The sequence below is a fragment of the Neiella litorisoli genome (genome assembly GCF_014773395.1).
In the GTDB taxonomy this organism is placed as follows: domain Bacteria; phylum Pseudomonadota; class Gammaproteobacteria; order Enterobacterales; family Neiellaceae; genus Neiella; species Neiella litorisoli.
On record NZ_JACXAF010000028.1, the window covers coordinates 1 to 14,282 of the forward strand.

Consider the following 14,282-nt stretch of genomic DNA (forward strand, 5'->3'; position numbering starts at 1 on the left):
AATTTGAACACTCTTCAATAAGTTGATAATTTTTTATCTCAACTCACTGCGAGTGCCCACACAGATTGTCTTGCTAATTGTTAAAGAGCGATGCGCATTAAAATGCGCGTGCTGCACAAGGATGTGTGAATGTCGAAATCATTCATGGATGAATGTTTTATTTCGACCAGCTCCTTGGCTGCGGGAGGCGTATATTACGCTTCCGATTCTCAGTGTCAACCGCTTTTTGAAATCTTTTTTTCAAATCGCTGCTCTTCATTATTTGAAGAGCTTGGTTGATTGAGTGCGTCGAGAAAGTTTGAAACTTTAGAAGTTTGCCGTTGCCCCGAAGCAGTGGAGGCGCATTTTAGAGATACAGCTCACAGAGTCAAGCACCAATCTATAACTTTTTTCTGACTGCCGATAATGTGGTCAATTCTGGGAGCTTTTTGTTACGTCGCTGTTGTTTATTTGTAAACTCGTGTTCCGTTAACGACTCCAGTAGCTCTCAGAGCCTTAATATTTCAAACCTGCAATTTAGGTGATAATAACAATGACCTCTTCAGTGCAAATGAGACGCACGCTAACTGCCGTTGGAACAGCTCTCGTCTTGGCGATCGTTGCCAAAATTACGTTTCCGGCAATTAGCGCTTACCTCGCTCCAGATTGGACCACAGCCATCATTGCATTAGTTGCAGCGCTAATTACTGCGTTCGTAGCCAATGTAAGAAGTAATCAAACGACTGCAGAACAAGGTATGCGTACCTTGTATGTGGGTAACTTGCCATATCGAGCAAATGAAGCTGCTGTTCGCAACTTATTTGCCCAACACGGTAAAGTGTTTTCTGTTCGCTTAATGAAAGACCGTCAGACTGGCAAACGCCGAGGCTTCGGCTTTGTTGAAATGGCAGAAGGTGACGCGGATGCTGCGATTAAGGCGCTTAATGATGCCGATTTTCAGCAGCGTAATCTAAAAGTTCGCGAAGCCAAGAATAAAACCGAACAAGAATAACAACTCTCTAGGGCAGGTTAATCAACCTGCCCAGCTTTAAGCCAAAGCCCTTCATCGCTTTTTGCAGCAGATCCGGATCGGACACCGCAGCAGTCGAATAGTAACAGCCATCAACCGGCTCATACATCACCTCATCGACTTCGCGAGCTAACTGCCTTATCACTTGGCGCGCAACGGCATAACCTGAATCCACCAATCGAATCCCCGGTAGCAACTCTGCAATCGGTGATGCTAGCAGCGGGTAATGAGTGCAGCCCAACACCAGCGTATCGATGCTTGGCTGACTTCGAATCGGTTGCAGCAATTGTTCAAGCCGCTTGATATCAAGTTCGCCATTGAGCAAGTAGCGCTCCGCCATTTGTACCAAATCGCCAATACCTAGCTTGGTGACTTGGCAGTCGGCGGCAAAATCGGCCACCAACTGATCGGTATAATCTCGATTCACCGTCGCAGGTGTTGCCAGCAAAGCGATGTGCTTACTGTTACTGCTCGCCGCAGCAGGTTTAATCGCGGGCACGACACCAATAATCGGCACGGCAATCTTGTCTCGTAACTGAGCTAACACCGAGGTACTCGCTGTATTGCATGCAATCACGATGGCGTCAGGCTTAATGGCCGCCAACGAACTGGATAAAATAGTAGAGACTCTATGATTGAGTACGTCCTGCTCCAGTTCGCCGTAGGGAAATAGCGCATTGTCAAAGACATAATGACACTCAAGATCTGGTGCCAAGGCGCGAATGTGCTGCCAAACAGTTAAGCCGCCAACACCGGAATCAAAGACGATGATTTTTTGGTTGCGCAATGCGATGAGCCTTCAGAAACATAATAAATCGGCACAAAAACTGGACAGTTATAAACTAATCCCTACAATCGGCCCGTTTTCGCTTTCGGATCAAACTATGTCAGATCAACTCTCCTATCAGCAACAGCTTGATGAAAAAGTCGCTCGCTTGAGCGAACAATTTGCCGAATTTGGTGATGTGCCAATGACAGTGTTCCAGTCGCCGGCGCAACATTATCGGATGCGTGCCGAGTTCCGAGTCTGGCATGATGGCGATGAGTTGTACCACATCATGTTTGATCAGCAGAGCAAGCAGAAATACCGTGTCGATCAGTTCAACACGGCTTCTGAACTAATTAACCAAGCGATGCCTCTGCTGATAGAACATCTTAAAAGCAACGACATCCTGCGCCGTAAGCTGTTTCAAATCGACTACCTATCAAGCCAGCAAGGCGAGCTACTGATCAGCTTGCTTTACCACAAGCAGTTAGATGAACACTGGCTTGAGCAAGCCGAACAGTTGCAAACAGCACTGAGAGAACACTTTCCTGTATTTATTATTGGCCGTGCTCGTAAACAAAAGCTGATTCTGGATCGCGACTTCGTTAATGAAACGCTGACCGTCAATGGTCGTGACTATCATTATCGCCATGTCGAAAACAGTTTCACCCAACCGAATGCGGCTGTTTGCGAACATATGCTGAGTTGGGCGCAAGACTGCACCAAAGACATGACCGGCGATTTGCTTGAGTTATATTGCGGAAATGGCAACTTCTCGATTCCACTGGCCGCTAACTTCCGCCAGGTATTGGCTACTGAAATTGCCAAGCCATCGGTTGACTCTGCACAGCACAATATTGCCGCCAATGCGGTCAACAACCTCAACATCATTCGTTTATCGAGTGAGGAATTCACCCAAGCTTGGCGTGGCGAGCGCACCTTCCGTCGTTTGGAGGGGATAGACTTGAAGAGCTATCAACTCGATACATTGTTTGTCGATCCGCCGCGAGCAGGATTGGATGAACAGACCAGAGAAATGGCAATGAATTTTAAGCGCGTGCTCTATATATCCTGCAATCCGGATACCCTGCATCGCGATTTGTTGCGCCTGACCGACAAGTACCGCGTCGAGAAACTGGCGTTATTCGATCAGTTTCCATTTACCCATCACGCTGAAATGGGCGTTTGGCTGGTAGAAAAATAACGGATTACTCGCTAAAACGGCGGTCATGCTTCAATGCCGCCGCCCCTTTGGCAATTAACCGTAATTGATTGATCACCCGCTCCGCCAAAGGCTTACGTGCCGCGGCGGGTAAGTCTAACGCCTCGGCGCCTGCGTTGAACACCAATGTCACCATCGCCTCGGCTTCCATCACAGCCAGCTCACGGGAGCACTTGCCATAGTCTTCCAGGTAATCGGCTAACTCCGCGATAAAATGCTGGATCTCACGATTCACCGCCGCCCGAAAAGCAGCCGAAGTACCCGAGCGTTCCCGCAACAACAGGCGAAAAACGTTGGAATGGTGCTGGACGAATTCCATGAAAGTTTCGACCGAGGTACGAATAATGCTGCCACCATCCGCGATTCGTTGGCGAGCCTTGCGCATCAACTGGCGCAATGCCAAGCCACCTTCGTCGACCATGGTTAGACCAAGCTCGTCCATATCTTTGAAATGGCGATAAAAGGACGTTGGCGCAATGTTCGCCTCTCGAGATACTTCGCGCAAACTGAGCCCCGAAAAACTGCGTTCAGCGCTTAATTGACTAAATGCCGCGTCGATAATCGCTCGACGCGTCTTTTCTTTTTGTTGTGCGCGAACACCTGACATTCTCAGTTCCCATGCAAAGTTATGATTGCTCAGGCAATTCTACTCTTAATCTGAATTGGTAACAGCCATGGCTTCAAACAAAAACAAATTTGTCACTTGATCCTACTGCCAAGCTCGGTTTTAATTTGCGTACACCTGTACGCTGAAAAATAAAAGCATGTCTAAACCTAAACTCATTTGGTCGACCAACATCCTTTTCGCCAGCACCTTTATTGCGGCATTAACAATCGTCCCATGGTACGGCATAACCTACGGATATAGTTATGGATTATGGATCGCAGCGGTGCTCTGCCTCGGCTATTGCGGGATGTCCATTACGGTTGGTTACCACCGCTTGTGGGCACATAAGACTTTCAACGCACACCCGTTTGTTCGTTTTGTATTGGCTATTGGTGGCGCATTTGCGTTGCAAAACAGTGCGCTGCATTGGAGTTCCGATCACCGCGCTCACCACCGCCATGTTGATGATGGCGATAAAGACCCATACGCGGCGACAAAAGGCTTCTGGTACAGCCATATTGGTTGGATGTTGCGCGAGTACCAACCGATGCGCTATCACGATTACAGTAACTGCCGCGATCTGCAAAAAGACAAGATTGTCATGTGGCAGCACCGCAATTATTGGCTGATGACATGGTCATTGAATTTGGGCATTCCGGTACTCTTGGGCTGGCTGCTTGGTGATGCGATTGGTGGTTTCTTGTTAATCGGCGTGTTGCGCCTCGTCGCCAGTCATCACTTCACCTTTTTCATCAATTCGCTGGCCCACGTTTGGGGTAAGCGGACTTATACCGAAAAGAACACCGCTCGAGATAATGGCTGGTTAGCCTTACTGACTTATGGTGAGGGCTATCACAACTTCCATCATTTGTTTGAGTACGATTACCGCAACGGTATCCGTTGGTATCAGTTCGATCCGAGCAAATGGTTTATCTGGACCATGGCCAAATTAAAGCTGGCGAGCAACCTTCGCACTGCGCCAGCCGAGCGGATCATGAAAGCCAAACTCGATACGCAAAAGCTCAAACTCGACAGCAAAATTTCGCTTAGCATTCACGCCGAACGCTGGCGCGAAGCCTTACAGCACGAGTATGACCGCTTGCTGCAACGTACTCAGGAATACTATGCGGTACGCAAGCAATTGTTGCAGCTAAAAAAAGATAAGCTGTCGAATAGTTATCAGCAAGAACGGCAAGAGCTTCAATTACGCCTCGAAAAATTACGTCGGGCGGTTCGCGATCACCAACGAAGGTGGCAACTGTTGATGGCAGAGGTGACTCATTTAGCACCAGCCTGATCACTCGGCTTTCAACTTCAGTCCTGCTAAACTGCCATTACTTCTGATGGATACGTCAACTAGCAGGGCTGAACGTGAGCAAAAAACAGGACTCCTCAACCGCCAAACCAACCTCATTTAACTACGATGTAATTGTTATCGGTACCGGCCCAGGAGGCGAAGGTGCGGCAATGAACCTGACCAAAAAAGGTCAGCATGTTGCTGTTATTGAGCGCCATAGCGATGTCGGCGGCGGTTGTACGCATTGGGGCACCATTCCTTCGAAGGCACTGCGCCACAGTGTTGAGCGACTCACCGAGTTCAATAACAACCCTCTATTCTCAAACCGGCAAGACAACCTCCATCTCACCTTTAAAGACATTTTGCAGCACGCTCAAGGTGTCGTTGGCAAGCAAATCCGCATGCGCCATAGCTTCTACGAGCGCAACAGAGTCGACGTTATCCACGGTGAAGCCAGCTTTGTCGATCGCTACACCATTAACGTTACCCGCGCCGATGGCAACATTGACCAACTGACCGCCAAACAATTTGTTATCGCCACTGGCTCGCGCCCATATCGACCTGCCGATATTGACTTCAGCCATCCTCGCATTTACGACAGCGATAGCATCCTCAATCTAGAGCATGACCCGCGCAACGTCATTATTTATGGTGCCGGTGTGATCGGTTGTGAATACGCTTCGATATTCCGCGGCCTCAACAACAAGGTCGAACTGATCAACAGCCGCGATGCCTTGCTGTCATTCCTCGATGCCGAGATCTCTGACGCCCTGAGCTACCACTTGCGAAACAACGGTGCCAACATTCGTCATTGCGAAGAATATGAGTCAGTTGTTGGCGATGAGACCGGCGTCGTGATGGAGCTGAAATCCGGTAAACGAATGCGCGCCGATTGCTTCTTGTTCGCCAACGGCCGCACCGGCAACACCGACAAGCTGAATCTGCCAGCGGTTGGCCTGGAGGCAAATTCCAGAGGTCAGTTAACCGTGAATACGCACTACTGCACGAACGTCGATAACATCTATGCCGTTGGTGATGTCATTGGCTACCCGAGCTTGGCGAGTGCGGCTTATGATCAAGGTCGGATTGCTGCTGATGCGATGACCAAAGGTCAAAGCGACACCCATTTGATTGCCGACATTCCAACCGGCATTTACACCATTCCAGAGATCAGCTCAGTCGGCCAAACCGAGCAACAGCTCACTGAGAAAAAAGTGCCCTACGAAGTGGGTCGTGCACACTTCAAACATCTAGCGCGCGCCCAAATCGCCGATCAGCCGGTTGGCACGCTGAAGATCTTATTCCACCGCGAGACCAAAGAAATCTTGGGCATTCACTGCTTTGGCGAGCGTGCAGCAGAGATTGTTCACATTGGACAAGCCATCATGGAGCAAAAGGGTAGCGGCAATACCATTGAGTATTTTGCCCACACCACATTCAACTACCCAACCATGGCTGAAGCCTATCGAGTGGCGGCCCTGAACGGATTAAACCGCTTGTTCTAACGAATGCGCATCAAAAAGGCCTGCAATTGCAGGCCTTTTTTGTTGCTCAGCGTTTTTGTTAGTGACTGCGAATAATATCACCCCAGCAATAGGCCGGGTCAGCCACCACCATAAAATTGGGGTTTTCAAAGCTCTCGCGTTGGTTATAGGTTAGCGGCTCTAGCCCCATGGTCATCACCGCACCACCCGCTTGGCTGACAATACATTGCGCTGCGCCCGTGTCCCACTCGCCAGTCGGGCCAATGCGCAAATAACAATCGGCACTGCCCTCGGCAACCATGCAGCTTTTCAAGGTACTACTGCCAAATGGAATAAATTCGGCGTTCATTCCTGCGGGCAAGCATTCTGTAATTAAGTCCAGTTTTTGTCGGCGACTAATGGCAAAACGCAGCTTTTCTTGTTCTCGGTTCAGCGAGCGAGCATGAATCGGCGTATCGGTACCATCGGCATCTCGGCGGAACACGCACTGACCACGAATCGCCGCGTAGCTAATGCCACTGACCGGCGCATGAATAATCCCCATGATCGGCACGCCCGCTTCAATTAAAGCAATATTGACAGCAAAATCGCCGGAGCGCTGAATAAACTCGCCGGTACCATCGAGCGGATCGACCAACCAGTAGCGGTCCCAGTGAGCGCGTTTGCTGTAGGGAATGTGTTCGGATTCTTCCGACAAAATGGGGTAATCAACAGGCAGTTGACGTAAGCCTTTGAGAATCACATCGTTAGCGGCCAAATCGGCGGTCGTCACCGGAGTTTGGTCACTTTTTTCCAAGGCTTCAAAATCGCCGGAATCATAAATGTCAGAGATGGCCCGCCCCGCATCAACGGCGATGGTCATCACGGATTCCAACAATTGCTCCAACTTCATCTGCTTTTCCTTCTCTTGTCGAAACTAACTCCACAGCGCCAAATGGCGCGCTGCGAGCATCAATGCAGTCACACTTCGGGCTTCTTTAAATTCCGGCCAATCCAGTAGGCTAAGCCAATCATCAATGGGCCATTTCACCACCACCAAAGGCTCAGGTTCATCACCCTCAAGAACCGATGGCGACAAGTCTTGCGCCAACAGGATGTCCATCTTGGCAGCAAAGTAACCCGGCGCCAACGTGATCTGCTTGAGCGAAGTCAAATCGCTGGCAGCAAAACCGACTTCTTCTTGCAACTCTCGATTGGCCGCTTCAATGGCTTGCTCGCCGGGATCAATTAATCCCTTGGGAAAGCCCAGTTCGTATTGTTCGGTACCTGCAGCATACTCACGAATCAGCAGAAATTCACGGGCTTCGGTCACAGGCACCACCATCACTGCGCCACGGCCACTGCCTCGCATGCGTTCATACTGACGGCGAGCACCATTGGAGAATTCCAAATCAATGGTTTCGATTTCAAACATCCGGCTTTTAGCAACCACTGTGCGTTGATGAATGCGTGGCAGCTTGAGCTGGGGTAAATCCTTTTCTGACATGCGTTGGTTTGCCGAGCGTGAAGTGATAGGGTGCCCTCATTACACCCAATTCCTGATAAAGATTCCAGTACTATGCCCAAGTGGTCATCAATCGATACCGTGCTGCTCGATATGGACGGCACGCTACTCGACCTGTATTTCGACAATCATTTCTGGCTCGAATTTCTGCCGCGTTGCTATGCCCGCAAAAACAACATCAGCGAAGCCGAGGCTGTGACGTATCTCAAAGGGGAATATGAAAAACTGCAAGGAAAATTGGAGTGGTACTGCCTTGATTACTGGAATCAGCATTTAAACATCGACTTGATGCCGTTAAAGCGCCAAATCGCCCATCTGATTCAACTGCGGGCCGATGCCGAGCCATTTCTACACGCGCTTAAAGCGAGTGGTCGCAAGGTGATGTTGCTGACCAATGCGCACCCAGACAGTCTGGCGCTAAAAGTTGAACACACTCGCCTTGGTGAATTAATCGATACTTTGTTGTCGAGCCACCAATACGGCGCGCCCAAGGAACATCAATCGCTGTGGCAGCAAGTGATGGATGAGCAGTCGCTCGACCCAGCTCGGACCTTATTTGTTGATGACAGCTTGTCAGTGCTGCGCTCAGCCCAGCGCTTTGGCATCGGCCACTTGCTAGCGGTGACCAATCCAGATAGCAAACAGCCAGCACGAATCATTGATGAGTTTGAATCGGTGGGCGATTTCACCACGCTGTTGGGCGATATCACGCCGCTTTGACAGCAATGTTATGTGCATGAACCGTAACAGAACAATAGATGAAACTAAGGTGCGGAACGAGGCGAGTTGTCAGATAGTGACTCAAGACGCCGTGAAATCATCCCTGATGGCTCAACTGCCGCATCCCTGCGGCAGATGCTTTCGCAACGACCAGACACTTCGCCTCTAGCGAAGACAGAAGTCGCTCGTAGCTACAAACTACCGTCGAGCTCAATTTGGTAGCGATTGTTACCAATTGGCGTCGCCACAAACATCAAGCCTTGTTCGAACCCTTGGGGAAATTGCGGACCTGGGTTAAGGGTGCCTGACACCGAATAGCTCTGAGCAGCCAAAGTTGCCGATACATCAAGGCCGATAACTTGCTTGTCATCGTCGACCTTGGCGACAATTTCGCCATCGACGCAAGTTAATGTCGCTCGGGTATTATCAAGCTTAAACGGGTTGCCCAAAGCGGCAGCGATCACTTTAGGATTGCGCCACGTCACTAAACCATCGAGCTCTGTACACCATGGCGTACCTTGCGAAGCTGCCGTGATCTGAGCATCAATCATGCCTTCAAGTTCAACTTGCAACGGCATTGGCGACAATTCCGCAGCAACGCTCGCAGGCATCATCACTTCAAGATCCTTTGCATACCAACCTGACAAGCTCATGCCCGCAGTGCCCGTCACCGCAATATCACTGGTCATATCTTGACCGGCAATAATATCAGCCTCAAGCCGACCAAGTAGCAATTGGCCAATGTTAATATCCCACTGGACATCCTTGATGAGCTTACCTTGCCAGTGAACCACACCAATTTCGCCTTGCCATACGGAACCCGAAACACGCCCAACATGCAGGTTGTTTTGTGGCGGCAATAGCCATAAACCAAATTGTGCCGGCAAGGTGGCAACGACAAAAATTAAATACATCACCAATGCAAAGGCGACTAACCACCAACGGCTCATTGAATAATTCTCAACTGTAATTTACGAACTTGGACCATGCCGGCATCATCATCTCGGCTGAGATCAATCGAGGTCACTTCCACTCGCTGGCGCTGCAGCGTTTGTAACCACGCCAATAGCGCATTGAACTCGGCTTTGTCGATGCGGACGCTGAGCTCATCCTTTTGCGGCTGGATCCGGCTTAACTTAATCTTGTGCTGGCTTGCGGTGCGATTGACGCGCTGACTCAAGCTCCCCGAGACCTTGGCGCTTGATTGCGCGGTGGCCGAGCGTGACAACAAGACCCGACTGACACTGGTGCGCATCCATTCTAAGGTGTTTTGTTGTGCCTGCAGGCGTTGCTGCCCCGTGGTGACCGAGTTGTGTAGTGGTTGCCAAATCAACAAATAGAACACCAGCACCGCAAAGGCGACTGCCATGGCAATCAGCAAGCGCCGCTCACGCTGTTGTAATTGCTGCCATTTTTCAATCATGACACTCTCCGAATCGTGACTGTGCCACTGACTTGACCGTTGCTGGAATTCAACGCGCCGACTTCCGCTTGATAGCCATTGCTGACTGCCGATTTAAATTGCTCGAATTGTTGGAAATCCTTGCCCAATGCCTGAATTCTCAGCTCTTGCCGTTTATGATCAAAGCGCAATGAGCGGATCTCCAAGCCACTCACCGAGCGATAGGCTTCAGCGACATCGTGCAATGCACTCAAAAAGCCTTCTGCTGGGCCGCTGGCACCGCCAATCTGCTTAATCTTCTGGCGCATTTGTGCTCTCGGATTATTGACCCGTTTTTCATTGGGAAAAGCAATTTGATAGGTGCGGACCACTTCGGCTTCGACCAAGTCAGCCTGATGGTTTAATTCGCTAACTCGCAGCGCGACATTTAACAAGTACAGCACCAGCGCAACCGCCGCCAACGAAGCAACGTGAAGCCATGGTCGCCACGCGGTCTGAGCACGTTTAACGCGGATTCGATAAGGGCCGTGACGCAGATTCACTTTGCTGCTAATGGCACCTTCAACCAACGCCAGTAGCGGTAACTCAGCGAGCTCAACCGCAACTTGCTCGGATTGAAGATCGGCTGGCCATGGCGTGTGGCTTACCATGCCGCCATCGGGCAAGGTCGCTTGTCGCCACCAGCTCTGCAGCCAAGTATGATCATCAAGCAGCACACCCTGGTTGGTGGCTTGGCGAATCAACCATTGCTCTCCTAATGCAACCGCTTGCCATTGCTCTTCGGTATTCGGCAGCGCCAGTACATCGGGGACGATCTTGCTAACCACCAGCTCGGCTTGTTGCAACCAAGACAGCCATAAATCCATCTTCTGATGCGCGACGTAACACACACCAACATGGTCGGCCGCACTCTGATCGGTAATGGTGACATGAATACTGTCGATGTCCTGGGCAATATCATCTTCGAGCATGTATGGCAGGGCAGCCATCGCTTGGCGACGATTTTTCTTGGGCATTGGCAAATCGGCCAAACCGCAATCGTTCATCGGTGCGAGCGCGATAATCTCGCGATCGGTCGACCAAGTCTGCAATTCATGCAGCTTGTCTGCACCTGCCAGCTCTCCTGAGGCAATGACTTCTTGTTCACCTTGTGACCACACTAGCCATTGCATGGCCTGATCACTGTGACTCGCCAGCCTCACTATCAAGAACTCGTTCAACTCGTCCTCCAAACCGACGGCTTATCACCGTCCAGTTATTACTATCGTGTTTTAACAGCGCTTCGGTGCGCAGCTTGGTGCCGTCGTCTAGGCGGGTTTCTGCTTTGAGTAGAAACACATCCGACAGCACGGTTAACCCTGCTTTCACTTGCGCTGGGATCTCAATGCCGGCAAAGGCCTGAGAACTCATCATATCGTCAACCGTGTCGAAGCCATCTCGGGGCCGATCATCCATCAGCTGCTGGGCTTGCGACAAGGTCATGTTGGGGCTAAATGCCGCCACAAATTGTTCCGGTTGTTCGACCGTATTGACGTTGAGCAGCCACTGCCTAGTGGCTGGCACAACACACACATAAGGCGCAATGCGATCGACCACCGCTTGGTTAAAGCCATTAATGGCACGCAATTCACCGATATCAACCAAGCTGCTATTCGCCGCTAAATAAGGCTTCACCCGACTCTGGTACTCACTATCTTCAGCACCACCGCTTTGATTAACAAAATCGTCGGCATCGAGCCAATCGGTCAGTGAATCGACCATGATTTCCGCTTGGTAGCTATCGACTTCAAGCTGCTCCAAGAGCGCCAGAAATTGCTTGGCCGCTAGTGGTCGCTCGCCGGTTTGCTGCAATTGCGCTAACTCGGATTCCTGCGCTCGGACGCCGTTCAAATTAAAACAGCTACGCATGTCACTGAGCTCACCGGTAAAAATGGCGCCGCTCTCTAACGGCGCGGTCACTTCACCGCTGGCCCAGTACTGGCTCAGATGGGTTTTATCCGAGCTGTCATCAAAATCTTGCCGCAATATTTTGCGGGCAAAGCCTTCTGCGCCAATGTTGACCCACTTGGCCGCATCCAAGCTCATCAGGGTCGAGGTGCGAGTCAGCTGACGGCGCAATCGCTCGCTCATATCGACGGCAATCATCGACACCAATGCCACCACCAACAGCACAGTGATCAGCGCAACACCGCTTTGCCGAGGCCAAGCGCGCGCCAAACCACTAGGTGGTCGTTGCTGCAGGTGCTTGTTCAAGCTTTGCTCCTGTCATCAGAAAAACGCGTCTGATTGTGCCAAATGCCTTGCTATTGACTGTCACTTCCACAGCATTCGGCAAGGTTAATTCTTTATTCCAGTTTTCAACCCAACTTTCACCGACATAGAGCCGCACTTTAAACGACTCAATATCGTCAATTAGCACTCGTACCTTCGGCTCAACACCGGCGGCCTGATCAGGATACAAGGTGTGCAAGCGCTGTAATTGATTCTCTTCAACTCGATAAACAACGCCCTGAACTTCACCGCGGGGCAGCTGGTTAAACGGGTTAAGCCAACCGCCACGGGTAAAGGCCACCGTGTCGCTGTCGGTTTCACCGCTGCCGCGGGTATGGGCGAACAGCACTTTCGACGGCGCATCGCCATCAAGCCGTACTTGGCGCACTGTGGCTTGCATGAAATCGCGCTCCATCACCCAGAGTGCGCGCTGCAAACGCTCGAAATCTTCGGCGTATTGCTGTGAGCGAACATCGGCTTTTTGCACTGTCGTCAGGGTGCCGTATGCGGCAATGCCAATAATGCTAAAAATGGCCACGGCCACTAAGATCTCAAGTAAGCTAAAGCCGCGCTGATTCATGGCTTTTCCACAAAGCCCGTAACCGAGGCAATGACATACTCGCCATCTTCTTCCAAGCTGACGTCAACTTGCACGCCGCGCAAATAATCACTGCCGCCGCTGGTTAAGGAAATCTTGTAATACCACTCGCGCTCCGACATGGTCACCTTGCCAGACATTTTGCCTTGGCTTTGGGATGACGGTTTGTAGCGCAGAATGAATTCCGCTAACTGGTTTTGCCCAACCCAGCTGGCAATCGACTTTTCCATTAATAGTGATTGCGAACGCAAGCTTTGCGAGCTGGCGCCAATCAGGCTCACCGCGGCATAGCTGAAAATAGCCAAGGCCACTAACACTTCGATTAAAGTTAAACCGCGCTGACGCATTATTCGTCCTCTCCGGTCTTAATCGTTAAGGTGTCGGCTTGGCCCCACACCGTCACTGTCGGCGGCTGCTCATCTTCCATTGGCTTCCAGCTAAACGCCAAACTGAAATCGGTAAACTCGCCGTAGCTATACACAAACACCTGTGGTGTGATTTTGTCCTCGTCTTCCTCGGCAAACATGTCTTCGAACAGGCCGTCACTCTCGAACAAGGATTCTTGTTCCCACGGCAAGCCATCAAGTTCCAGCTTTAAACCAATATTTTCATCAACCACATGTGGCATCAGCGCCTTGTTGTTAGCCACCGGCTGCCAATCAACATCATTCCAGCGAACAAACTCATAGCCATCATCAGTGACCATTAAGCCTAATTCTTCGCTGGTCAGCATGGCGCGATCAGAGGCCATTTGCATGGCAACTCGAAACCGCTGCGCCTCACGCTCTAGCAAGGTTTCAGGTCCGGCGCCCGACAAGGTCAAAATCATTCCGCCCGAGACGAAGGCAATGATCATCACCACGATCAAGACTTCGATCAGGGTAAACCCCGATTGCTGGACGGAGCGACGGTTCATCTTGCTGCTTACCGGAAGTCTTGCAGATTCCAGTTGCCAATATCAGCGTTGGCACCTTCGCCACCCTCTTCGCCATCGGCGCCTAGCGTGTAAATGTCAATTTCGCCATTCTCGCCTGGGCTGAGGTAGAGGTAATCGTTGCCCCAAGGATCTTTTTCCAGACGACGAACATAACCATTTTTCGGATAATTACGGGGCGCCGGATCGACCGAAGGCTCAGCAATCAGCGCCTCTAATCCTTGCTCAGTAGTCGGGTAACGGTGGTTATCCAACTTGTACATATCGAGCAACTCTTCGAGTTTAGCGATATCAGAAACTGCTTTTTGAGTCGCCGCTTTCTCCGTGCTATCTAACAAGCGCGGCACCACCATACTCGCCATAATGCCGAGGATGACGATCACCACCATCACTTCAAGCAGGGTAAAACCCGATTGCTTGTGGCGCTTGGTCTGTGAGTTATTACAACGCATATATTCCTCCTGTTGG

The 14,282-nt window shown here is 50.8% G+C and carries 17 protein-coding genes; 5 read left to right on the forward strand and 12 right to left on the reverse strand.

What is annotated here, in order from left to right; all coding sequences use genetic code 11:
• Positions 1–532: 532 nt before the first annotated feature.
• The gene (locus tag IC617_RS16825; RefSeq protein ID WP_224746091.1) at positions 533–991 is read left to right on the forward strand and encodes an RNA recognition motif domain-containing protein; all 459 of its coding nucleotides are present in this window, start codon (positions 533–535) and stop codon (positions 989–991) included.
• A 7-nt stretch (positions 992–998) separates the two neighbouring features.
• Here the strand turns inward: IC617_RS16825 and murI are convergent, their stop codons facing one another.
• Positions 999–1,796, reverse strand: a complete 798-nt coding sequence (gene murI / locus IC617_RS16830) for a glutamate racemase (protein WP_191146155.1) — start codon at positions 1,794–1,796, stop codon at positions 999–1,001.
• Between the two features lie 97 nt (positions 1,797–1,893).
• On the opposite strand from murI, the gene trmA reads away from it, so the two are divergent.
• Positions 1,894–2,979 (forward strand): tRNA (uridine(54)-C5)-methyltransferase TrmA, encoded by a 1,086-nt coding sequence (trmA, locus tag IC617_RS16835; protein WP_224746092.1) that lies wholly within the window; start codon positions 1,894–1,896, stop codon positions 2,977–2,979.
• 4 nt (positions 2,980–2,983) lie between these two features.
• Here trmA and fabR read toward each other — a convergent pair whose 3' ends face one another.
• Complete coding sequence (gene fabR / locus IC617_RS16840) at positions 2,984–3,604, reverse strand: HTH-type transcriptional repressor FabR (RefSeq protein WP_087507346.1); 621 nt, start codon at positions 3,602–3,604, stop codon at positions 2,984–2,986.
• A 157-nt stretch (positions 3,605–3,761) separates the two neighbouring features.
• On the opposite strand from fabR, the gene IC617_RS16845 reads away from it, so the two are divergent.
• Together IC617_RS16845 and sthA are read left to right on the forward strand one after the other, a co-directional pair.
• Complete coding sequence (locus IC617_RS16845) at positions 3,762–4,901, forward strand: acyl-CoA desaturase (protein ID WP_191146157.1); 1,140 nt, start codon at positions 3,762–3,764, stop codon at positions 4,899–4,901.
• A 74-nt stretch (positions 4,902–4,975) separates the two neighbouring features.
• Positions 4,976–6,406, forward strand: coding sequence for a Si-specific NAD(P)(+) transhydrogenase (gene sthA, locus IC617_RS16850; RefSeq protein ID WP_191146158.1), 1,431 nt, complete (start codon positions 4,976–4,978; stop codon positions 6,404–6,406).
• Between the two features lie 58 nt (positions 6,407–6,464).
• On the opposite strand, the gene cysQ is transcribed toward sthA, so the two are convergent.
• Positions 6,465–7,277 (reverse strand): 3'(2'),5'-bisphosphate nucleotidase CysQ, encoded by an 813-nt coding sequence (gene cysQ / locus IC617_RS16855; RefSeq protein ID WP_191146159.1) that lies wholly within the window; start codon positions 7,275–7,277, stop codon positions 6,465–6,467.
• Between the two features lie 24 nt (positions 7,278–7,301).
• Entirely contained in the window at positions 7,302–7,871 is a 570-nt protein-coding gene (gene nudE, locus IC617_RS16860; protein WP_191146160.1) for an ADP compounds hydrolase NudE, read from the reverse strand.
• Between the two features lie 72 nt (positions 7,872–7,943).
• On the opposite strand from nudE, the gene yrfG reads away from it, so the two are divergent.
• Complete coding sequence (gene yrfG, locus IC617_RS16865) at positions 7,944–8,609, forward strand: GMP/IMP nucleotidase (protein ID WP_191146161.1); 666 nt, start codon at positions 7,944–7,946, stop codon at positions 8,607–8,609.
• A gap of 191 nt (positions 8,610–8,800) precedes the next feature.
• Here the strand turns inward: yrfG and IC617_RS16870 are convergent, their stop codons facing one another.
• Genes IC617_RS16870 through gspG form a run of 8 tightly spaced genes read right to left on the reverse strand, consistent with a single transcriptional unit; the run spans position 8,801 to position 14,266 of the window.
• Entirely contained in the window at positions 8,801–9,559 is a 759-nt protein-coding gene (locus IC617_RS16870; protein ID WP_191146162.1) for a type II secretion system protein N, read from the reverse strand.
• Complete coding sequence (locus IC617_RS16875) at positions 9,556–10,032, reverse strand: type II secretion system protein M (RefSeq protein ID WP_191146163.1); 477 nt, start codon at positions 10,030–10,032, stop codon at positions 9,556–9,558. Before IC617_RS16875 ends, IC617_RS16870 begins: the two co-directional genes overlap by 4 nt.
• On the reverse strand, positions 10,029–11,183 hold the full coding sequence (gspL, locus tag IC617_RS16880; protein ID WP_191146164.1) for a type II secretion system protein GspL: 1,155 nt from the start codon (positions 11,181–11,183) through the stop codon (positions 10,029–10,031). Before gspL ends, IC617_RS16875 begins: the two co-directional genes overlap by 4 nt.
• Before the next feature lie 7 nt (positions 11,184–11,190).
• Positions 11,191–12,264: a type II secretion system minor pseudopilin GspK gene (gene gspK / locus IC617_RS16885; RefSeq protein ID WP_191146165.1), complete on the reverse strand. Its 1,074-nt coding sequence runs from the start codon at positions 12,262–12,264 to the stop codon at positions 11,191–11,193.
• Positions 12,233–12,862: a type II secretion system minor pseudopilin GspJ gene (gspJ, locus tag IC617_RS16890; protein ID WP_191146166.1), complete on the reverse strand. Its 630-nt coding sequence runs from the start codon at positions 12,860–12,862 to the stop codon at positions 12,233–12,235. Before gspJ ends, gspK begins: the two co-directional genes overlap by 32 nt.
• Positions 12,859–13,227, reverse strand: a complete 369-nt coding sequence (gspI, locus tag IC617_RS16895; protein ID WP_191146167.1) for a type II secretion system minor pseudopilin GspI — start codon at positions 13,225–13,227, stop codon at positions 12,859–12,861. Before gspI ends, gspJ begins: the two co-directional genes overlap by 4 nt.
• Positions 13,227–13,796 carry a type II secretion system minor pseudopilin GspH gene (gene gspH, locus IC617_RS16900; protein WP_191146168.1) on the reverse strand — a complete coding sequence of 190 codons (570 nt, stop codon included), beginning with the start codon at positions 13,794–13,796 and terminating at the stop codon, positions 13,227–13,229. Before gspH ends, gspI begins: the two co-directional genes overlap by 1 nt.
• Before the next feature lie 8 nt (positions 13,797–13,804).
• On the reverse strand, positions 13,805–14,266 hold the full coding sequence (gene gspG, locus IC617_RS16905; RefSeq protein WP_191146169.1) for a type II secretion system major pseudopilin GspG: 462 nt from the start codon (positions 14,264–14,266) through the stop codon (positions 13,805–13,807).
• Between the last annotated feature and the right edge of the window lie 16 nt (positions 14,267–14,282).